This is a genomic window from Methylobacterium sp. Leaf113 (genome assembly GCF_001423325.1).
In the GTDB taxonomy this organism is placed as follows: Bacteria; Pseudomonadota; Alphaproteobacteria; order Rhizobiales; family Beijerinckiaceae; genus Methylobacterium.
The window spans coordinates 114,426-134,324 of the sequence record NZ_LMNJ01000001.1 but is presented as its reverse complement, the minus strand read 5'-3'; the positions used below and the strand labels follow the sequence as shown (position 1 = coordinate 134,324).

Genomic DNA, 19,899 nt, shown 5'->3' with positions numbered 1-19,899 from the left:
CGACACTGTCATGACAGCCCGTTCTTCAGGGATGCCTTGAGATCTGGGGCGTTCCACCCCCCGCCGATGGTCCAAGATCATCGGACACCGTCACGCCTCACGAGCGAATCTGGACGCTCGGCGCCCGATCGCAAAGCGCGATCCTGAACCGTCAGCGAACTTCGCGTCTTGCCAGTTACCCATCCGCGAAGTAAGGAATTTTCCTTACAAACGGTAGAGGCTATGATGGCGATCCTGGTTCGCGAGCGGAGCAAGATCACCACGAAGGGTCAGACGACGGTACCCAAGGCCGTGCGTCGGGCACTTGGCGTGAGCTATGGCGGCGAGATCGCCTACGTCGTCGACGAGTTCGGTCGCGTGAGCCTGCTCAAGGCGGAGGAGGAGACGGACCCGGTAATCGAGGGATTCCTGGCGTTCCTCGCGCAGGACATGGTCCGCAACCCGGCGAACATCGCGGCTTTCCCCGCTGGCCTCGCGGAACGCATGACGGCGCTCACGGACGGGATGAACGTCGATCTCAATGAAGATATCGACGGAGCCGTGACGCTCTGAGCCATGATGACCGATGGCTGGACGATCTTCGCCCATCCACTGTTCCTCGATCAGCTCGAGAGGGCGACGGCGGCTGTCGAAGCAGCCAAGGCGGCCGATCCGAAAGGCTATCAGGCCACGGCGCAGGCGAAGCTCCTCGCCATGATCGCGAAATTGATCTTCGAGACGATTCCGTCCGATCCGACACGGCAGGAATATCGCCAGGGCGACACACTCGGGCGGTCCCGAAAGCATTGGTTTCGGGCCAAGTTCGGCAACGGCCGATTCCGCCTGTTCTTCCGTTATGACAGCAAGGCAAAGGTCGTCATCTATGCCTGGGTGAACGATGAGAACACGTTGCGGACCTACGGCTCGAAGACCGACGCGTATCTTGTGTTCAAGGGAATGCTCGACAAAGGCAACCCTCCCGACGACTGGCAAACGTTGCTGGCGTCGGCATCGACAAAGGCGGTTACTGAGCGCCTCGAAAAGGCCAAGCCGAAGAAGCGTGCGCGGCCTCGTCCGGATTGAACGACGACCACCGTTATTTTCCGCAGCGGAATCCATCGCCGGGACCGGACTGCGAGCCTCGCTCCACGAGGACGAGCGCAACACGCTCTGCGTCCAGAGACGAAGGGGCGACGGCATCCGATCGCCCCGCGATCAGCTCTCGGTGGATGCCCCGACTTCGCCCGCGACAAACGCCGCGGCATCGGGCTTGCTCTGCGCCGTCAAAACAGCGGGGCGGCATGGTCGAGAAGCTTTTTCACGCGGGCGCGAGCCTGGCTCTGCTGCTCGCCGTCGCGGTGCTGTTCTCCACCAACCGCCGGGCGATCTCGCCCCGGGTGGTGCTGTCGGCCCTGGCGCTGCAGGTGGCGCTGGGCGCGCTGGTGCTGTTCGTGCCGGCCGGCCGGGCCGGCCTCGCGGCGGCGGCGGGCTTCGTCCAGACCGTTCTGAATTACGGCGACCGGGGCACCGCCTTCCTGTTCGGCGGCCTCGTCGAACCGCGGATGTTCGAGCTGTTCGGTGGCAGCGGCTTCATCCTCGCCCTGCGCATCCTGCCGCAGATCCTCTACGTCTCGGCGCTGATCGCGGTGCTCTATCATTTCGGGGTGATGCAGGCGGCCGCGCGCGGGATCGGCGCCGTGCTGCGGCGGCTGATCGGAACCTCGCCGATCGAGACCTTCTCGGCGGTGATCACCATCGCCATCGGCCAGAGCGAGATCGCCATCGCGCTGCGGCCGTTCCTGATGGCGCTGACCTCGGCCGAGCTGTTCGCCGTGATGTCGAGCGGGGCCGCCTCCACGGCGGGCACGATCCTGGCCGGCTACGCGGCCCTCGGCGTTCCGATGGACTATCTGCTGGCGGCGAGCGTCATGGCGATCCCGGGGGGCCTGCTCTACGCCAAGATCCTGGTTCCGACGACGGAGCCCACGCGGGTGACGACCACGCGGGTGACCTTCGGCGAGACGCGGGCGGTCAACGTGATCGAGGCGGCGGCCGACGGCACCCAGAAGGGGCTGGCCGTGGCGGTCTCGGTGGGGGCGATGCTGATCGCGTTCACGGGGCTGATCGCCCTGCTGAACGGCTTCATGGGCTGGACGGGGGGCCTGCTCGGCTATCCCGCCTTGAGCCTCGAGGGCCTTCTCGGCGCGGTGTTCGCGCCGCTGGCCTGGTTGATGGGCGTGCCGTGGGATCAAGCCGGTCTCGTCGGCGGGGCGCTGGGTCAGAAGATCGCCTTCAACGAGTTCCTGGCCTACGCGCAGCTCTCGCCGGTGCTCAAGGGCGGTACCCTCGATCCGCGCACGGCCGCGATCCTGTGCTTCGCGCTGTGCGGCTTCGCCAACCTGACCTCGGTGGCGATCCAGCTCGCGAGCCTGGCCAGCCTCGCGCCGGAGCGCAGGGCGGAAATCGCCCGCTTCGGCCTGCGCGCGATCCTGGCCGGCACCCTGTCCAACCTGACGAGCGCGACGCTCGCCGGGTTGTTCATCGGGGCCTGACGGCTGTGCCGGCCGGGATGCTTGCGCGGAGGGTCATGCGGCGGCGAGTTTCACCGCCTTGACCTTTGCGGGACCGGCCTTGGCGACGGCCGTGAGCGGCAGCTCGATATCGATGTCGAGGGTCGACATGTCCTGGCCGCGGTCGAGGCGGATCTGGACCTTGTCGCTGTTGACCTCGACGTGCTTGGCGATGACCGCGAGGATTTCCTCGCGCAGCACCATCACGAGATCGGAGCCGCCGACCCCCGCCCGTTCATGGGCGAGGATGAGTTGCAGGCGGTCGCGGGCGACCGGCGCCGAGCCGCGCCGGTTGAACATGTTGAGGAGGCTCATGCTGCCCTCCGGGTGAAGAGTTTGTCAAGGAAGGACTTCTTGTCGGTGGGGACCGACATCGGGACCGCATCGCCGTTGAGGCGGCGCACGGCGTCGGTGTAGGCGCGGGCCGGGGCGCAGAGCGGGTTGTTCAGGGTCACCGGGCAGCCGACATTGGAGGCGCGCAGCACTTCCATGCTCTCCGGGATGATGGCCAGCAGCGGGATCGAGAGGATCTCGAGCACGTCCTCGATCTTGAGCATGTCGCCGCGATCGGCCCGAGCAGGGTCGTAGCGGGTGAGGATCAGGTGCTTCTCCATGGTCTCGCCGCGCTCGGCCTTGAGGGTCTTGGAGTCGAGCAGGCCGATGATCCGGTCGGAATCGCGCACCGAGGAAACCTCGGGGTTGGTCACCACCACGGCGACGTCGGCGTGGCGCATGGCCAGCGTGGCGCCGCGCTCGATGCCGGCCGGGGAGTCGCAGATCACCCAGTCGAACTTTTCGCGCAGCTCGTCCATGACGCGGGCGACGCCCTCGTCGGTGAGCGCATCCTTGTCGCGGGTCTGCGAGGCGGGGAGGAGGTGGAGCTTCTCCAGCCGCTTGTCGCGGATGAGCGCCTGGTTGAGCTTGGCGTCGCCGTTGACCACGTTGATGAGGTCGTAGACGACCCGGCGCTCGGCGCCCATCACGAGATCGAGGTTGCGCAGGCCGACGTCGAAATCGACCACCGCCACGCTCTTGCCGGCCTGCGCGAGCGCCGCGCCGAGGGCCGCCGTCGTCGTCGTCTTGCCGACGCCGCCCTTGCCTGATGTCACGACCAGAACTTTGGCCATATGAGCTGTCTCCCTCAATCCAAGGATGCGAATTTGATGGCGCCGCCATCGAGCCAGATTTGCACGGGCTTGCCGCGCAGGTGGTTACCCATCTCCTCGGCCGTGCGGACGAGGCGGTCGATGCCGAGAAGCTCGGGCTCGAACTTGCGGCAGCAGATGCGGGCGCGGGGGTTGCGGGCGGCACCGGCGATGGCCCGGCCGCGCAGCGCGCCGTAGACATGGATGGAGCCGCCGGCGAGGATCTCCGCGCCGGAAGAAACCGACCCCATCACGGTGACGTCGCCGGTGGGGTGGACGATGGATTGCCCAGACCGGACCGAACCCTCGATGGTGAGGGAGGTCGTGGCCGGCTCCGGGGGCGCCTCGAGCACCTCCGGCTCGGGCTGGACCGGAACCTCGATCGAGCTCAGGGGCCGCCCCTGGACCAGGAGCGGCGGGCGCCCCGGTCCGAGGAGGGAGACCTGCGTTCCCTCGATGCCGAGGATGCGGATCTGCCGGCTGCCGAGTTCGGCCAGCAGGGTGTCGAGGTCCGACGCGGCGGGCTCCAGCGCCGCCACGTCGAGGATCAGGGCGCGCCCGTCGAACAGCGTCGGCGAGCGCTTCAGCGCCTCGTCCAGATCGGCGAACCAATCCGGAAGCGGAGTTTCCGGAGCCAGCACCAAGGACTTGAAGGCACGGCCACGAAGCTGAACGGGTCTGCGGGGAGGGCTTGTGTCAGTCACGGGCTCTCGCGATTCCTTACCAGACCATTGATGCCCGGTATGGTTACCGCTTCGTTAACAACCCGTGCTCAAAGGATTAAAGGCGCGCATTTTCCTCTGATCCGATGATCCAGGGATGGGAGGATGGGCCGGGCGCCCCCGAGTCCGGCGCAGAGTTCGGCCCCGTTTCGCCCCGATCCCCTCCCCGCACCCCGGAAACGGATCGGCCCCGGCCGGGGCGCGCGACGGACTGCCCCTGTCGCACGCCCCATCCGGGGCCGGGTCGATTCGACGATGGCGCGGCTTGCGCGGCGCCGGCCCTTTGCGCGGCGCCGGCCCTCACCGCGTGGTGGGCAGGAGCCAATTCGGCAGCCACATGGCGATGCTGGGCACGAGGCAGAGGATCAGGATCGCCACGGCCATCAGGATCACGAAGGGCAGCGTGCCCCAGATGATGTCCCTGAGCGGGATGTCGGGGGCGATGTTCTTGATGACGAAGATGTTGAGGCCCACCGGCGGGTGGATCAGGCCCATCTCCATGGTGATGGTCATCACGACGCCGAACCAGACGAGGTCGAATCCGGCCGCCTTGAGCGGCGGCAGGATGATCGGTGCCGTCATCAGGATGATCGAGACCGGCGGCAGGAAGAAGCCGAGCAGGATCACGAGGCCGAGGATCGTCACCAGCAGCACCCAGGGCGAGAGCTGCATCGCCACGATCGCGCTCGCGGCCGATTGCGAGATGTGCAGGTAGCTCATCACGTAGGCGTAGAGGAGCGACATGCCGATGATGAGCATCAGCATGGTGGATTCCCGCAGGGTCGCGGCGAGGATCGGGTTGACGTCCCGGGGGCGCCAGACACCGTAGATGATGGCGATCAGGCCGAGCGCCAGCAGGCCGCCGAGGCCGGCGGTCTCGGAGGGCGTGGCGTAGCCGCCGTAGAGCGCCACCATCACGCCGGTGAGCAGGATCACGAAGGGCAGCACCCGCGGCAGCGTCGAGAAGCGCTGGCGCATGCTGTAGGTGTCCTCCGCCAGAATGGCCGAGGGGGTTCCGTGGCGCTCGTAGGCGTCCTTGGCGGCGGCGTATTCCGCGCGGAAGCGATAGACCGACCAGGTGGCGAACAGGGCGACCAGCAGTAGGCCCGGCCCGATGCCGGCGAGGAACAGGCGCCCGAGCGACTGCTCGGCGGCCACCGCGTAGAGGATCATGGTGATGGAGGGCGGCAGCAGGATGCCGAGCGTGCCGCCCGCCGCGATGATGCCGGCGGCGAAGCCCGGCGAGTAGCCGCGCTTGCGCATCTCGGGGATGCCCGCCGAACCGATGGCCGAGCAGGTGGCGGGGGAGGACCCCGCCATCGCGGCGAAGAGCGCGCAGGCGAAGACGTTGGCGATGCCGAGCCCCCCGGGGATGCGGTGCATCCAGGCATGCATGGCGGAGTAGAGATCCTGGCCCGCCCGGCTCCGGCCGATAGCGGCGCCCTTCAGGATGAAGAGCGGGATCGACAGCAGGGTGATGGAGGCCATCTCCTCGTAGACGTTCTGCGCCACCGTATCGAGGGAGGCGCCGGGCATGAAGACGTACATGAAGGCCAGGGCGACGAAGCCCAGGGCGAAGGCGATGGGGATGCCGGCGAGCATCGCGCTCAGCGTCGCGCCCGCATACAGGAAGCCGATGGCGGCGACGCTCATGGGTGGGAGCCCGTCTTGAGGGAAGAGTTGTTCAGGGAAGGGTTCTTCAGAGAAGGTTTGTTGAGATCGGCGCCGAGGCCGACCTTCGGGTTGGCCCAGCCGGCCGCGCGCGGCCCGTAGGTCAACGCCTCGATGATTTGCAGCAGGAATTGCAGGCCGAGGAAGCTCATGCCCAAAGCCATCAGCGCGTAGGGAATCCACAGGGGCGGCCCCCAGGAGGATTGCGAGACCTGACCGTCGACCCAGGCCTCGTGCAGCAGGCTCCAGCTCTTCCAGGCGAAGAAGGTGACGAACACGATGCTGATGAGGTCGGCCATCAGCAGGCGGACCCGGTTCACGCGCGGCGAGAGCAGTCCGCTCAGGGCCTCAATCGCCACGTGGCCGCGCTTGGCCTGGACGGCCGCGGCCGAGAAGAAGGTGGCCCCCACGATGAGGAACACCGCCATCTCGTCCTGCCAGTCGGTGGGCTCGTGCAGGGCGTAACGCACCACCACGCTGTAGCTGAGCACGAGGCAGGCGCAGACCAGGGCGATGCCGCCGAGCAGCATGATCACCCGGTTGATCGCCTTCATGCCCCGGTCGAGATGCCCGAGCAGGCCGGGAATCCGGGGCTCGGGGGCGACCGCCGCGGTTTCGGAAGCGGCCGAGGCCGCGTCGAAGGCGTGGCTCACGACACCTGCTCCGCCAGCTTGAGGAGCTCGGCGCAGTTCGCCGACTTGCCCGCGAAGTCCTTCCAGGCCGTCTCGCGGGCGATGTCGCGCCACTGGCCGAGCGTCTTCTCGTCGAGGTTCTGCACCTTGGCTCCGGCCTTGCCGAAGATCTCCTCGACCTTGGTGTCGTCCGCCTTGGCACCGGCCTGCCCGAAGGGCTCGAGCTCCTCGCCGATCGCCATGACGAGCTCCTGCTGGTCCTTGGGCAGGCGCTCGAACGCGATTTTCGACATCATGAGCGGCTCGAGCATGAACCAGTAGGAGCGCTCGCGGCCCGAGGTCAGGGCCTTCGATAGTTCCTCGAGGCGGAACGAGATCAGGCTGGTGGACGAGGTGATGACCGCATCGCAGGCCCCGGTCTGCATGGCGGCGTAGGATTCGCTGGAGGGGATCGACAGGGTCGCGGCGCCGGCCTGCTTCATCATCAGGTCCATCTCGCGCGATCCGCCGCGGACCTTGAGGCCCTTGGCATCCGCCGGGGTGTAGAGCGGGCGTTCGCGGCTGGCGACGCCGCCCGATTGCCAGACCCAGGAGACGAGGAGGATGCCCTTGGAATCGAGGATCTCGGTGATCTTCCGGCCGACCGGCGCCTTCTTCCAGGCGATGGCCTGCTCGTAGGAGCTCACCAGCGCCGGCATCAGGCCGATATTCATCTCCGCCACTTCGCCGCCGGCATAGGGCGACGGGTAGAGCGACAGGTCGAGCGCGCCCTTCCGCATGGCGCCGAACTGGGCGTTGGTCTTCATCAGGGACGAGCCCGGATAGACCTGCACCTCGATGGCGCCCTTCGAGCGCTCGGCCAGCAGGGCGGCGAACTTCCGCGACAGACGATCGCGGAAATCGCCCTCATCGATGGTGCCGCCGGGAAACTGGTGCGAGAGCTTCAGGGTGGTGGTGGCAGCCCGGGCGCGGGAGCCGAGCGAGAGGATGGCGGGGGCGGCGAGGCCGCCGGCGACGAGGGCACGGCGCGTCAACATCATGGCGAGTCTCTCCCTGGGCAGGCCTCTGGCCGCCTCCTTTTTGCAGCGCAGCATTTATACTGCACCGCCACTTCTTTATACATGAAACGACGTCTTGTATATTTTGTCAACGAAGATGAATAATGGAGCGCGCCTGATTGTTGTGAGTGGGCAGGATGAAAACCGGACTGGGATCTCCGCGCATGAACCAATCGCGTCGCCTCAGGCACACCATCGAAACCGAGATCGTGGATGGGCGTCTGTCCATCGGGGCACGCCTCGACGAGACGGAGCTGGCGGAGCGCTTCGGGGTGTCGCGCACGCCGATCCGCGAGGCCTTGCTGCAACTGGCGATGACCGGCCTCGTGGAGATCAAGCCTCGGCGGGGCGCCATCGTCAGCGCCCCGGATCCGCAGCTCCTGATCGCCATGTTCGAAACCATGGCGGAGATCGAGGCCTCGTGCGGCCGCCTCGCGGCGCGGCGTCTGGTGCCGGACGACGAGGCGGCCCTGAAGGCTGCCCTGGCGGCCTGCGGCGTCTCGGCGGCGGCCGGCGATCCCGAGACGTATTATGCCGAGAACTACGTCTTCCACACGGTGGTCTACCGGGCCTGCCGGAACGGCTTTCTCGAGGAGCAGGCGCGCCAGCTGCACCGGCGGCTCGCACCCTTCCGACGCCTCCAGCTCCGCGCCCGCAACCGCCTCGGGCAATCGCTCGCCGAGCACGAAGCCATCGTCGCCGCGATCGTATCGGGTGACGAGGCCGCCGCGTCCGACCGGTTGCGCGCCCACGTCATCGTGCAGGGGGACCGCTTCTCCGACCTCGTGGCCGGCCTGCGCTCGATCAACGCCGCGGCCTGACAAGCGCCGGGCTTTACGCAAGTCCTTGTCGCGGCACGCAACTCTGATCCCACAGGTTGAATCCGAGAAGATTCCGGAAAGCCATTCTTAAGGGCGTCATTCTAACCGTGTGGTGACACTGACAGACCTGCCGCTATTCGGACCCTTGCCATGCGCCCCTCCCTCAAGAAGACGCTGATCGGACTCTTCGGTCTGCTGACGGTCATCACGACGGGCCAAGGGCTCGTCTCGCTGGCAAAGCTCGACACCATCGGCGACCGCATCACAGTGCTGTCCGACAACGTTCTACCCTCGGTTGATTCCGCGCACACGATGAATGCTTTGGTGATGCGCATCCGCCTTTGGCAGTTCCGCTACGTCCTGGCCGAGACCGCCGAGGAGCGCGGCAACAGCGTCACCCAGGCCGCCGGTCTGGCCAAGGAGTTGGAGGCGAAGCGGGCCGCCTACCAGGCCCTGGTGAGTTCCCCCGAGGAGGGGGCGCTGTACGCGGACGTCACCGGCAAACTCGCGTTGATGAGCCAGGATTGGAGCCGGCTTCAGGGTATGGACCCGGCCCGGCGCGACGAGATCCTGACGCTGTTTCGCGGTGCCATGAACGCCGACTATCTCGCGACCTCGGGCGCCTTGCGCAAGCTGGTCACCTTCAACGACCAGGTCGGTGGAGCCGCCAAGGCGGCCGCGCGTGCCGAACAGGCCAGCGCGATGCGGGTCACCCAGATCATGCTCGGGCTGTCGGCCCTGATGGCGCTGGCCGCCATGGGCTACACCCTCCTGGGGGTGACCCGCCCGCTCGGCGCGATGACGGCGGCCATGCGGCGCGTCGCGGATGGCGACGCCGAAACCGAGATTCCCAGCGTGGGCCGCCGCGACGAGATCGGCGCCATGGCCGACACTCTTGACACCTTCCGGGCGAATCTCGTGCGCAGCCGGGTTCTGGAGGATGAAACCCGCCTCGCCCGGGCGGGCGCCGAAGCCCAGCGCAAGGCGGCGATGCGTGAGATGGCCGACGGGTTCGAGGGCGCTGTCGGCGGGATCCTCGGCCGGGTGACGGCGGCGGCGAGCCAGCTGCGCGGAACGGCCCAGAGCATGGCCGGCACCGCCTCCGCGACGGCGCAGCAATCCACCACGGTGGCGGCGGCGGCGGAACAGGCGGCGGCCAATGTCGGCATGGTGGCGGCGGCAGCCGAGGAACTCGGAGCCTCCGTGCAGGAGATCGGGCGTCAGGTCGACGGCTCGACCCAGCTCGCCCAGCGGGCGGTGGACGAGGCCGCCGAGACCGCGACGCAGGTTCAGGAACTGAGCGCCGCGGCCGCGCGGATCGGCGACGTGGTGGCGATGATCGCGAGCATCGCGGGCCAGACCAACCTGCTGGCGCTGAATGCCACCATCGAGGCGGCCCGCGCCGGTGAGGCGGGTCGCGGCTTCGCCGTGGTCGCCGCGGAGGTGAAGGAACTCGCCAACCAGACCGCGCGGGCCACCGAGGAGATCAGCGGGCAGATCGGCCGGATCCAGGGTTCGACCGGTCAGGCCGTCTCCGCGATCGAGGGCATCAGCAGCCGCATCCGCGAGATCAGCACCGTGGCGACCTCGATCGCGGCGGCGGTCGAGGAGCAGGGCGCGGCGACGCAGGAGATCGTGCGCAACGTGGGCGAGGCAGCCACCGGCACCGGCGAGGTCACCACGAACATCACCGGGGTCGCCGGAGCGGCCGAGGAAACCGGCGCAGCCGCGTCCCAGGTCCTGGCGTCGGCCTCCGAACTCTCACACGAATCCGAGCATCTGGCGCAGGAACTGGCACGCTTCCTCGGGACGGTCCGGGCGGCCTGACCGGCGCCCGGCTCAGGCCGTTGTGCCGGAAGCGTCCTGGCCTGCCGTCCCGAAATTCTCGGCGATCACCGGAGTCCGGGCCCGGATATGGGCGCGCATCAGCGGAGCCAGCGCCTCGCCGTCCCGGGCGCGGAGCAGCGCGATCATCTGCTCGTGCTCGCGGACGGATTGCGCCCATTGCTCCGGCGTCTGGTGCACGGCGTAGCGCGAGCGCTGGATGCGGCCCGAGAGGCTGTCGTAGATGCCCCCCAGGGTGGCATTGCGGCTCGCCCGCATGATGCCCTCGTGGATCGCCCGGTTGAGGGCGAAGTAGACGCCCTCCTCGCCGGCCTTCCAGGCCGTCACCATGGCGTCGTGGTCGCGGGAGATGCCGTCGATCTCCACATCGGTGATGATGCGGCAGGCAAGATCGGCGGCGGTTGCCTCGAGGCCGGCGATGACCTCGATCATTTCCTCGATCTCGGATTGCGACAGGCTGGCGACCCGGGCGCCGCGATTCGGCAGCAGTTCCAGCAGGCCCTCGGTGGCGAGGATCTTGATGGCCTCGCGCAGGGGCGTGCGGGAGATGCCGAAGCGCTCGGTCAACTCGCTCTCGTTGATCCGGGCGCGCGGTTCGAGCTCGCCCGAACAGATCAGGTCGCGCATGCGGTCGACCACCTCATCGTGAAGGTAGCGCCGGTTGATGCCGAGGCCCGTCTCGATCTTGTTCATGGGTCCACGACGTCTGGAAGAGAAATGAAGAATACGTCTTCGTGGTAATCCCTCGTCTGAGACCTGTCGAGAGAGTGCGGAATTATACCCCCGGTCCTCGCCCCGGCGTCAGCGGATTTCTTCGTGCCAGGTCCGGCCGTCGCGCTCGATCAGCGCGATGGCGGCGGTCGGCCCCCAGCTGCCGGCCGGATAGGGACGCGGCGGCTCGGGCCGGTCGGCCCAGGCCTTGAGCAGCGAGTCGGCCCAGGCCCAGGCCACCTCGACCTCGTCCCGGCGCATGAACAGGGTGGCGTTGCCGCGCACCACATCCATGAGCAGGCGCTCGTAGGCATCGGGGTAACGCTGCTTGAAGGTCTCCTCGAAGGAGATGTCGAGGTTGGTCGGGCGCAGACGCATGCCGCCCGGCCCCGGGTCCTTGGTCATGACTTCGAGCTTGATCCCCTCCTCCGGTTGGAGCCGGATGACGAGGCGGTTGGGCTCGCGCCCGAAGGCTTCCTCCGGGAAGATCGAGAACGGCGAGGCGCGGAACTGCACCACGATTTCGGAGAGCTTCTGCGGCAGACGCTTGCCGGTGCGCAGGTAGAACGGCACCCCGGCCCAGCGCCAGGACTGCACCTCGAGCTTGAGAGCCACGAAGGTCTCGGTGCGACTGTCGGTGTCGCCGCCGAGGTCGGTGCGGTATCCGTCCACCGGCTTACCCGCGACGGCACCGGCGGCATACTGGCCCCGCACCGTCACGGTCTGCACGTCGTGCGGGGTGATCGGCTTCAGGGCCCGCAGCACCTTCAGCTTCTCGTCGCGGACCGAATTGGCGTCGAGGGAGAGCGGGCTCTCCATCGCCATCAGGCAGAGGAGTTGCAGCATATGGTTCTGCACCATATCCCGCAGCGCGCCCGAGGTGTCGTAATATCCGGCCCGGCCCTCGACGCCGACGGTCTCGCCCACCGTGATCTGGACGTGGTCGATGACGTCCGCCGTCCACAGGCGCTCGAAGATGGTGTTGGCGAAGCGCAGGGCGAGTAGGTTCTGCACCGTCTCCTTGCCGAGGTAGTGGTCGATGCGGAAGATCTGCTCCTCGGGAAACACCTTTCCGACCGCGTCGTTGATGGCGCGCGCCGATTTCAGGTCCTTGCCGATCGGCTTCTCCAGCACGACGCGGGACTTCTCCCCGATCAGGCCGTGCTGGGCGAGGTTCTGGCAGATCGAGCCGTAGAGGTCGGGCGAGGTGGCGAGATAGTAGGGCCGCACCTGATCCGGACGCTCGGCGAGCTTGGCGGCGAGATCTTCCCAGCCGTCGTCCCCGGCCCCGTCGACCGCCACGTAGTCGAGATGGTCGAGGAAGGCCGCGATCGTGTCCTCGGCGAGATCGGCGGCGGGGACGAAGCGCTTGATCGCATCGCGCGCCCGCTCGCGGAACGCCTCGGTGCTCATCTCCGAGCGCGACGCCCCGATGATCCGGCTCGTGCCCGGGATCTGCCCATCCTTGAAGCGGTAGTACAGGGCCGGCAGCAGCTTGCGTGTCGTCAGGTCGCCGGTGGCGCCGAAGACGACACAGTCGAAGGAGGCGACGGGGATGATGGTGGCCAAGGGCGGCTCCCGTTCGGTTTACAAGTCGGCCCGCAGCACGTCGGCTCGCAGGAGGATCGTCACGCGGTTGCCCTGCACGGACAGGGCGCGAAGAATCGCACCCGCTGTGTCGGCTTCCCGGCGCCGCTATGCAAGGCGTCCGCCACCTGCGCGGCGTGCAGAACGGAGATGGTCCGGGCGAGCGTCGGTCGCGGCGATCAGGACCCGGCGAAGCGCTGGAACGCGGCGGCGTGGTCGGGGTGCCAGCGCGAGAGCGCCGGACGGTTCTCGATGATGTCCCCGGCGGCCCAGGCGATGCGCTTGGCGTCCTGCGCCCGGGTCGTCTCGTTGTCGGGGCAGAGAATGTAGAAATCGCCCTGCGCCAGGCCGGCCATCAGGACATCCACCGTCTCCTCCGGCGTCCAGGCCCCCTCGGGCTTCTCGGTGACGCCCCGCGCCCGGGTCAGGCCGGTATAGACGAAACCCGGGATCAGCAGATGGGCGCTGACCCGGGCGCCCTCCCGTCCACGCAGGTCGTGGGCCAGCGCCTCCGTGACGACCTTCACCCCCGCCTTCGACACGTTGTAGGGCGTGTTGCCCGGCGGTGTGGTGATGCCCTGCTTCGAACCGGTGACCACGATGGCCCCGGGCGCGCCACCGGCGATCATCCCGGGCGCGAAGGCCTGGATACCGTTGAGGACGCCCCACAGATTGGTGTCGAGGATGCGCCGCCAGGTCTCCGCGTCCGAGAACAGCGTCCCGCCGGCCTCGATTCCCGCATTCAGCATGACGACGGCCGGTGCGCCGCCGGTGGTGGCGGCGTCGCGGAGGGCAGCGACGTCTTCGGGACGGGCGACATCGGTCGGCATGGTGTAGACCGGGGCTTGGACCGAGCTGTCCCGCGCTACGGCGGCGACCGCCACCTGCGCGGCGTCCAGGGCGGAACCGGGCAGGTCGGCCAGCCAGACCGCCAGGCCCTCGGCGGCGAAGCGCTTGGCCGCCGCCAGCCCGATCCCGCTGGCCGCGCCGGTGACGATGGCGGTTCGCCCCGCCTGAAATGCCGGATGCCTGCTCATGCTGTCTCCTGTCGGACGGAAGTCTGCGGGGCACGCCCTGTGTGGAGGTGCCGTTGCACGCGTCAGGTAGGGCACCCCGTGGAGGCCGGCAGCCGGGCACAGGAGATTGGTAACCCTCTATGCGCATGGTTGGGGAGACTTCACACGCGAGAGACCCGCGATGCGTTCGCGCCACAGTGCCGTTCTCCTCCGCCTACCGGCGCGGTCCGTCCGCCCACCCGCTCGATCAATCCGCCTGCGCGCGGGCCTGTCGCAGATGGCGCTCGTCCTGGCCCTCGGCGGCACGGCCTGGGCGCAGGACGCCCGCATGCCGGCCAAGGCCCCGTCGGAGCCTCCCGCCAGGGTGACGACGGAGCTTCCGAAGGTCGAGACCCTGTCGGCCACCGCGCCGGTGACGCCCGCCGTCCAGGCCATCGTGCCGAATGCGGCCGACGCGGCGCCGGCCCCGGTGAAGAAGTCGCGGGAATTGCCGCCCCTGGTGGTGGCGCGGGTCTCCACCGACCCGGTCCCGACCCTCAGCCCCGCCACCTTCCTCGATACCCTGCGCATGGCCGACCGCTACCAGGCCATGGTCGATGCCGGCGGATGGACGGCGCTGCCCGCCGATCTCGTGGTGAAGCCCGGTGCCAGCAGTCCGGCGATCCCCGCCCTGCGCAAGCATCTGGTCCTGGTCGGCGATCTCCCCGCCGAGACAGCGATGAGCGATCAGCTCGACGCGCCCCTGGTGGCGGCGGTCAAGTCCTTCCAGGCCCGCCACGGATTGCCCGAGACCGGCCTGATCGGGCGCCAGACGGTGGCGGCGCTCAACGTGCCGGCGGCCACGCGCCAGCGCCAGCTCGCCGCCTCCGCGGCCCGGCAGATCGGCTCGAACTTCCCCTACGGCGACCGCTACGTCGTGGTGAACATTCCCTCGGCGACCGTGGAGGCGGTCGATCACGGCATGGTGGTGCGCCGCTACGTGGCGGTGGTCGGCAAGCCCGACAAGGCGACGCCCCGCATCGAGGCGCGCATCACCGACGTGAACCTCAATCCGACCTGGACGCTGCCGGTCTCCATCATCAAGAAGGAGATCATTCCGAAGATGCGGAAAGACCCGGGCTATCTCGCCCGCGAGCGCATCCGCATCCTCGGCCCCGGCGGCGTCGAGGTCGATCCGACCGCCATCGACTGGTCGACTGAAAAGGCGGCCAACTACACCCTGCGTCAGGATTCCGGCCTGGAGAACTCCCTGGGTCAGGTCCGCATCGACATGCCGAACAAGCAGGCGGTCTATATGCATGACACGCCGTCGAAATCGCTGTTCGCCCGCGAGGTCCGGTTTCACTCGCATGGCTGCGTGCGCGTCGCCCAGGTGAAGGAGCTGGCCGGCTGGCTCCTCGAAGGCACGCCCGGCCCCAACGGCCAGGGCTCGACCTGGGGTCCGATCGAGATCGAAACCAGCATCGCCACCAACGAGCGCCTGGACATCAAGCTGCCGAAGCAGATCCCGGTGACCTTCGTGTATCTCACCGGCTACGCGACGCCGGACGGCCGTGCCCATTTTCGCGATGACATCTACGGCATCGACAGCCCGGCGGTGCCGATGCCGGATGTGGCGGCGACGGGCACGATCGCTCCGCCGGCCAAGGCCAAATCGACGGATATCAAGTCAACGGATATTAAGTCGACCGTTGCCAAACCGACCGTCGCCCAGCCGACAGTCGCCAAATCGAGTGCGGCCAAATCGAGCGCGGCCAAATCGGGCGCGGCCAAGCCGGTCCGGTCCGCTCCGGTCACCGAGACGGCCGCGACGAACGATCCGGTTCCGCCGCGTTCGATCCCGAGTCGCGCCGCGCTTCCGCCTGTGGATTGATCGGCTTTCGGCCCACGCGGCGATCCGGGGCTCCGAAACCCGGAAATGAGCGGAGGGTCCGTCCGATCCACTCGGGCGGACGGGCGACGGACGGGGATCCACAACCTTGACAACGCCGAGCAACTCCTACGAATGTTACGTTATAACATTCCTAAAGGAGCTGTGTTCATGCTGCACCCCGATCTACGCCTGCCCGTGACCGTGCTGTCGGGCTTTCTTGGCGCGGGCAAGACCACCCTGCTCAACCACGTTCTGAACAATCGGGAGCAGCGGCGCGTCGCCGTGATCGTCAACGACATGAGCGAGGTGAACATCGATGCCGACCTGGTGCGGGGTGGCGAGGCCAACCTGTCGCGGACGGACGAACGCCTGGTGGAAATGACCAATGGCTGCATCTGCTGCACCCTGCGGGATGATCTACTGGCGGAGGTCCGGTGCCTCGCCGAGGCCGGGCGCTTCGACTATCTCCTGATCGAGGGCACCGGCATCGCCGAACCGCTGCCTGTCGCCTCGACCTTCTCATTCCGGGATGAGGAGGGGCGGGCGCTCTCCGACGTGGCCCGCCTCGACACCATGGTGACGGTGGTGGACGCGGTGAACCTGCTCAAGGATTACGGCTCGGCGGACTTCCTGAGCCATCGCGGCGAGACCGCGGGCGAAGGGGACACACGAACCCTGGTCGACCTCCTGGTGGAGCAGATCGAGTTCGCCGACGTCGTGGTCATCAACAAGGCGACGGATGTCTCACCCGAAGCGCTCGCCCTGGTGCGCTCCGTGGTGCGGGGCCTCAACGGCGATGCGCGGATCGTCGAGGCCTCCCACGGCCGCATCCCCCTGTCGACGGTCCTGGACACGGGCCTCTTCGACGAGGACAAGGCCCAGGAACACCCGCTCTGGTTCAAGGAGCTCTACGGCGCCGCGGAGCATGTGCCGGAGACGGAAGAATACGGGATCGGCACGTTCGTGTACCGGGCGCGGCGCCCGTTCGACCCGACGCGGTTCAACGCCTTCGTCGACGCGACTTGGCCGGGCCTGATCCGCGCCAAGGGGCATTTCTGGCTCGCCTCCCGGCCGGACTGGGTCGGCGAGTTCTCCCTGGCGGGAGCCGTGGCCCGGGTCAGCGCCATGGGCTTCTGGTGGCACGCGATTCCGCGGAGCCGGTGGCCGGAGGAATCGGAGTTCCGCAGCCGTCTCGACGCGGTCTGGAGCGAGACCTGGGGAGATCGCCGCCAGGAGCTGGTCTTCATCGGGACGGGCATGGACGAGGCGGCCATCCGGGCCGCCCTTGATGCTTGCCTGATCGACACCGGGCCGGACCAGGGCACCTTCGATGCCGCCCCCTATCGCCCGCTGCCCGATCCGTTCCCGCCCTGGCAGCGCGCGGCCTGACCTCCGTCCCGCCGATCATCGCGACCGGCGGGGCCTGGCGCGGGGCCAACGAAGGCGACGTTCAGTCCGGTCACCCGCGATCGGGCCACCGGACCCTTCGACGGTCAGGAATCGAGGCCGCCATCCTCGTCGATATCGACCAGGAACACGATGTCGGCGTCGTCTTCCTCATCGCCGTCCTCGTCCTCGTCGTCGTTCGACGCCTGGGCGTGGTGGGCATCCGGCTCGAAGGGCTCGTCCTCCTCGGAATCGTCCTCCGCGAGGGCGTCCTCGAAGATTTCGGTCTCCTCCTCGGTGGCGGGGCGGATCTTGAGCGGAGAGGTGCCGTTCCACAGCACCTTGCCGTCGCTCTTCATGGTCTGGATGTCGTCCTTGAAGCCATCGCAGGTGAAGAGGTCGTTGGCGACCTCCTCGGAGCCATTGATGACCGCGATGGCCACGCCATCGATCTCGAGAGTGAACATCGCGAATCCTTCCTGTCTGCGGCCGGGGCCGCCGTCCGTGTAGGGGCGAACGCGGCGCAGGCCAAGGGCTGGTTTCCCGACGGCAGCCGCGACTCAGGCTCCGCCGCTGGCCCGGGCGATGGCGCGCTTGACCACGCCCTGGACGTCGGGGTTCGACAGGAACAGGTCGTGGTTGATCAGCCCGCCGCCATAGTCGGAGGCATCGGCCACGCGCACGCCCAGCGCCTCCAGGCGCTCGCGATCCGCCGCCCCGGCCCGGACCACGCCGCCCGCGATGGCACCCGAGAGTTCCAGGGCGCGATCGTTGGTCGAGGAGATCACCGTGATCTTGTGCACGTCCGGCCCCATCCGCTCGACCGCGCTGGTGAACAGGTCGATGTCGATGTCGGGCGCAGCGAGCACCACCGCGCCGATGCGGGCCATGGCGGCCTCGCCGGCCTCGGCCCGCAGCATGCGCAGGGTCTCGAGGGTCAGCAACGTGCCCATGGAATGGGCGACGATGTTGATGCGCCCGCCGGATGACGAGTTCGCGAGCGCCTTCAGGAGATCTTCGAACCCGTCGCGCGACCACAGGGCGCTTTCGCGGTCGTAGCCGTAATCGAAGGTGGCCGCGGCCGAGGGCCAGGTGAACAGCGCCGAGGCGCCGCGGAAGCGGATGCCGTCCGAGAGCTTGGCGGCGCTGACCGCTGCTGACTGGAAGCTCTCGCGGTAGCCGTGGACGTAGATCAGGACGTCGCGTCCGAGGGCGGCCTGGGCGAAGGCCGCGGCCGCGCCCGGACCCGTCTCCACCTGCGGCACGGCGGTCACGGCCCAGTCACCGGTGACCACCGAGGAGACCTTGCCGATCAGCGAGCGGTCGGGCGCCGAGAGCCGCACTTCGGCGAAGCTGAGGCCGCGCCCGCGCTCGGAGCTGAAATAGGGGCTCTTCGGGGGCGAGCCGACCGGCTTGCGCGTGGTGGCCACGAGGAGGATGGGGCTGACGTCGAGGGCCGACTGGCGCTCGGGCACCCCGCCGCCCACCGCGTCGCTGACGAGACCGTCGGCCACGCAGCCCGCCAGCCCCGGCGTGAGGCCGGCCACCCCCGAGAGGGCGGCGAAACGCAGGAGCGCGCGACGGGTGGGAGCGTGGGGGCGGATCTCGGATCGAATCATGTCGTGCAAGGCAGCCCTGAACGTGGCGGCCCCGGGGCGGGCCTGACGTGGAGCTATCCTGTCGACGAGGATCGTGACCATGGCGGGGCGTGAGCGTGGCCGTGGCGATGTGGATTGCGGGCACAGGCAGTCCTGTGTCCCCGATCCCACAGGACTCGGACCTGTCTCGGACCCGGCTGGGATCACGCCGGTTTGCGGGGGAAGCGCTCCCGGGCAGGCGCGCCCCCCTCGACGAAACCCGGCGGGACCGGCAAAGAAGCAGCCATGGCCGTCTCATCCGCACCCGCCCTCGACATCGATGCCTTGCGCGAGCGGCTGCTCGGGGGAGACCGCGCCGCCCTGGCGCGGGCCATCACCCTGGCGGAGTCGAAGCGGGCCGATCACCGGGCGGCGGCACGGGCGCTCATCGATGCGGTGCTGCCGCACACCGGAACCGCGATCCGCGTCGGCATCACGGGCGTGCCCGGGGTGGGCAAGTCGACCACCATCGACGCGCTGGGCGCCAATCTGACGGCGGCGGGGCACAAGGTGGCGGTGCTGGCGGTCGACCCCTCCTCCACCCGCACCGGCGGCTCGATCCTCGGGGACAAGACCCGGATGGCGCGCCTCGCCCTCGATCCGAACGCCTTCATCCGGCCCTCCCCCTCCTCCGGCACGCTCGGCGGCGTCGCGGCCAAGACCCGCGAGACCATGCTGCTGTGCGAGGCGGCGGGCTTCGACGTGATCCTGGTCGAGACGGTGGGCGTCGGCCAGTCCGAGACGGCGGTGGCCGACCTGACGGACTTCTTCCTCGTGCTGATGCTGCCCGGAGCCGGCGACGAACTGCAGGGCATCAAGAAGGGCATTCTCGAGCTGGCCGACATGATCGCGGTCAACAAGGCGGATGACGGCGAGGGCGAGCGCCGGGCCAGCGCCGCCGCCTCCGAGTACCGCGCGGCCCTGCACATCCTCTCGGCCCCGAGTTCGACCTGGACGCCCCCCGTGGTCACGATCTCGGGTCTGAACAACAAGGGCCTCGACGGCCTGTGGGAGCGGATCGTCGATCACCGCAACAAGCTCACGGCCACCGGCGAGATCGCCCAGAAGCGCCGTGCCCAGGACGTGAAGTGGATGTGGGCCCTCGTCCATGAGCGCCTGCACCAGCGCCTCGTCGGCTCGGCCGAGGTGCGGCGCCAGACGGCGGAGGCCGAAGGCGCGGTGGGACGCGGGGAATCCTCGCCCGCCGCCGGGGCCGAGGCCATCGCCACCCTGATCGGCCTGTAGG

General features: G+C 68.5%; 19 protein-coding genes. 8 read left to right on the top strand and 11 right to left on the bottom strand.

What is annotated here, in order from left to right; genetic code table 11:
* Positions 1-222 precede the first annotated feature (222 nt).
* The 3 genes from ASF60_RS00615 (at position 223) to ASF60_RS00605 (ending at position 2,531) form a co-directional block, all read left to right on the top strand.
* Complete coding sequence (locus ASF60_RS00615) at positions 223-552, top strand: type II toxin-antitoxin system PrlF family antitoxin (protein ID WP_244478281.1); 330 nt, start codon at positions 223-225, stop codon at positions 550-552.
* 6 nt (positions 553-558) lie between these two features.
* Positions 559-1,062, top strand: coding sequence for a type II toxin-antitoxin system YhaV family toxin (locus ASF60_RS00610; protein WP_443136718.1), 504 nt, complete (start codon positions 559-561; stop codon positions 1,060-1,062).
* A 218-nt stretch (positions 1,063-1,280) separates the two neighbouring features.
* Positions 1,281-2,531, top strand: a complete 1,251-nt coding sequence (locus ASF60_RS00605) for a NupC/NupG family nucleoside CNT transporter (protein WP_056178726.1) — start codon at positions 1,281-1,283, stop codon at positions 2,529-2,531.
* A 33-nt stretch (positions 2,532-2,564) separates the two neighbouring features.
* Here ASF60_RS00605 and minE read toward each other — a convergent pair whose 3' ends face one another.
* The 6 genes from minE to dctP form a co-directional block, all read right to left on the bottom strand.
* Positions 2,565-2,864 carry a cell division topological specificity factor MinE gene (gene minE, locus ASF60_RS00600; protein WP_056178723.1) on the bottom strand — a complete coding sequence of 100 codons (300 nt, stop codon included), beginning with the start codon at positions 2,862-2,864 and terminating at the stop codon, positions 2,565-2,567.
* On the bottom strand, positions 2,861-3,676 hold the full coding sequence (minD, locus tag ASF60_RS00595) for a septum site-determining protein MinD (protein WP_056178720.1): 816 nt from the start codon (positions 3,674-3,676) through the stop codon (positions 2,861-2,863). Before minD ends, minE begins: the two co-directional genes overlap by 4 nt.
* Positions 3,677-3,690: 14 nt before the next feature.
* Entirely contained in the window at positions 3,691-4,398 is a 708-nt protein-coding gene (minC, locus tag ASF60_RS00590; RefSeq protein ID WP_056178717.1) for a septum site-determining protein MinC, read from the bottom strand.
* Positions 4,399-4,716: 318 nt separating this feature from the next.
* Positions 4,717-6,069, bottom strand: coding sequence for a TRAP transporter large permease (locus ASF60_RS00585; RefSeq protein ID WP_056178714.1), 1,353 nt, complete (start codon positions 6,067-6,069; stop codon positions 4,717-4,719).
* The gene (locus ASF60_RS00580) at positions 6,066-6,740 is read right to left on the bottom strand and encodes a TRAP transporter small permease (RefSeq protein ID WP_056178712.1); all 675 of its coding nucleotides are present in this window, start codon (positions 6,738-6,740) and stop codon (positions 6,066-6,068) included. The genes ASF60_RS00585 and ASF60_RS00580 overlap by 4 nt, the downstream gene beginning before the upstream one ends.
* Complete coding sequence (gene dctP / locus ASF60_RS00575; RefSeq protein ID WP_056178709.1) at positions 6,737-7,759, bottom strand: TRAP transporter substrate-binding protein DctP; 1,023 nt, start codon at positions 7,757-7,759, stop codon at positions 6,737-6,739. The genes ASF60_RS00580 and dctP overlap by 4 nt, the downstream gene beginning before the upstream one ends.
* Positions 7,760-7,941: 182 nt before the next feature.
* Between dctP and ASF60_RS00570 the strand changes: the two genes are divergently transcribed.
* On the top strand, positions 7,942-8,598 hold the full coding sequence (locus ASF60_RS00570) for a GntR family transcriptional regulator (RefSeq protein ID WP_056178703.1): 657 nt from the start codon (positions 7,942-7,944) through the stop codon (positions 8,596-8,598).
* Positions 8,599-8,748: 150 nt separating this feature from the next.
* Positions 8,749-10,425, top strand: coding sequence for a methyl-accepting chemotaxis protein (locus ASF60_RS00565; RefSeq protein ID WP_056178700.1), 1,677 nt, complete (start codon positions 8,749-8,751; stop codon positions 10,423-10,425).
* A gap of 12 nt (positions 10,426-10,437) precedes the next feature.
* On the opposite strand, the gene ASF60_RS00560 is transcribed toward ASF60_RS00565, so the two are convergent.
* From ASF60_RS00560 to ASF60_RS00550, 3 genes are all read right to left on the bottom strand, one after another.
* Positions 10,438-11,136, bottom strand: coding sequence for a GntR family transcriptional regulator (locus ASF60_RS00560; RefSeq protein ID WP_056178696.1), 699 nt, complete (start codon positions 11,134-11,136; stop codon positions 10,438-10,440).
* A gap of 108 nt (positions 11,137-11,244) precedes the next feature.
* Entirely contained in the window at positions 11,245-12,723 is a 1,479-nt protein-coding gene (gene zwf, locus ASF60_RS00555; protein WP_056178693.1) for a glucose-6-phosphate dehydrogenase, read from the bottom strand.
* A gap of 197 nt (positions 12,724-12,920) precedes the next feature.
* The gene (locus tag ASF60_RS00550; RefSeq protein WP_056178689.1) at positions 12,921-13,778 is read right to left on the bottom strand and encodes an SDR family NAD(P)-dependent oxidoreductase; all 858 of its coding nucleotides are present in this window, start codon (positions 13,776-13,778) and stop codon (positions 12,921-12,923) included.
* A 160-nt stretch (positions 13,779-13,938) separates the two neighbouring features.
* Between ASF60_RS00550 and ASF60_RS00545 the strand changes: the two genes are divergently transcribed.
* Both ASF60_RS00545 and zigA read left to right on the top strand, forming a co-directional pair.
* Entirely contained in the window at positions 13,939-15,630 is a 1,692-nt protein-coding gene (locus ASF60_RS00545; protein WP_056178686.1) for a L,D-transpeptidase family protein, read from the top strand.
* Positions 15,631-15,798: 168 nt separating this feature from the next.
* Positions 15,799-17,019 (top strand): zinc metallochaperone GTPase ZigA, encoded by a 1,221-nt coding sequence (gene zigA / locus ASF60_RS00540; protein ID WP_056178683.1) that lies wholly within the window; start codon positions 15,799-15,801, stop codon positions 17,017-17,019.
* A 104-nt stretch (positions 17,020-17,123) separates the two neighbouring features.
* Here zigA and ASF60_RS00535 read toward each other — a convergent pair whose 3' ends face one another.
* Together ASF60_RS00535 and ASF60_RS00530 are read right to left on the bottom strand one after the other, a co-directional pair.
* Positions 17,124-17,483, bottom strand: a complete 360-nt coding sequence (locus tag ASF60_RS00535) for a hypothetical protein (protein ID WP_056178680.1) — start codon at positions 17,481-17,483, stop codon at positions 17,124-17,126.
* Positions 17,484-17,576: 93 nt separating this feature from the next.
* Complete coding sequence (locus tag ASF60_RS00530) at positions 17,577-18,635, bottom strand: alpha/beta hydrolase (RefSeq protein WP_200935857.1); 1,059 nt, start codon at positions 18,633-18,635, stop codon at positions 17,577-17,579.
* Between the two features lie 264 nt (positions 18,636-18,899).
* Here ASF60_RS00530 and meaB point away from each other — a divergent pair, with 264 nt between their 5' ends.
* Positions 18,900-19,898 carry a methylmalonyl Co-A mutase-associated GTPase MeaB gene (gene meaB / locus ASF60_RS00525; protein WP_056178677.1) on the top strand — a complete coding sequence of 333 codons (999 nt, stop codon included), beginning with the start codon at positions 18,900-18,902 and terminating at the stop codon, positions 19,896-19,898.
* The last annotated feature ends 1 nt before the right edge of the window (position 19,899 follow it).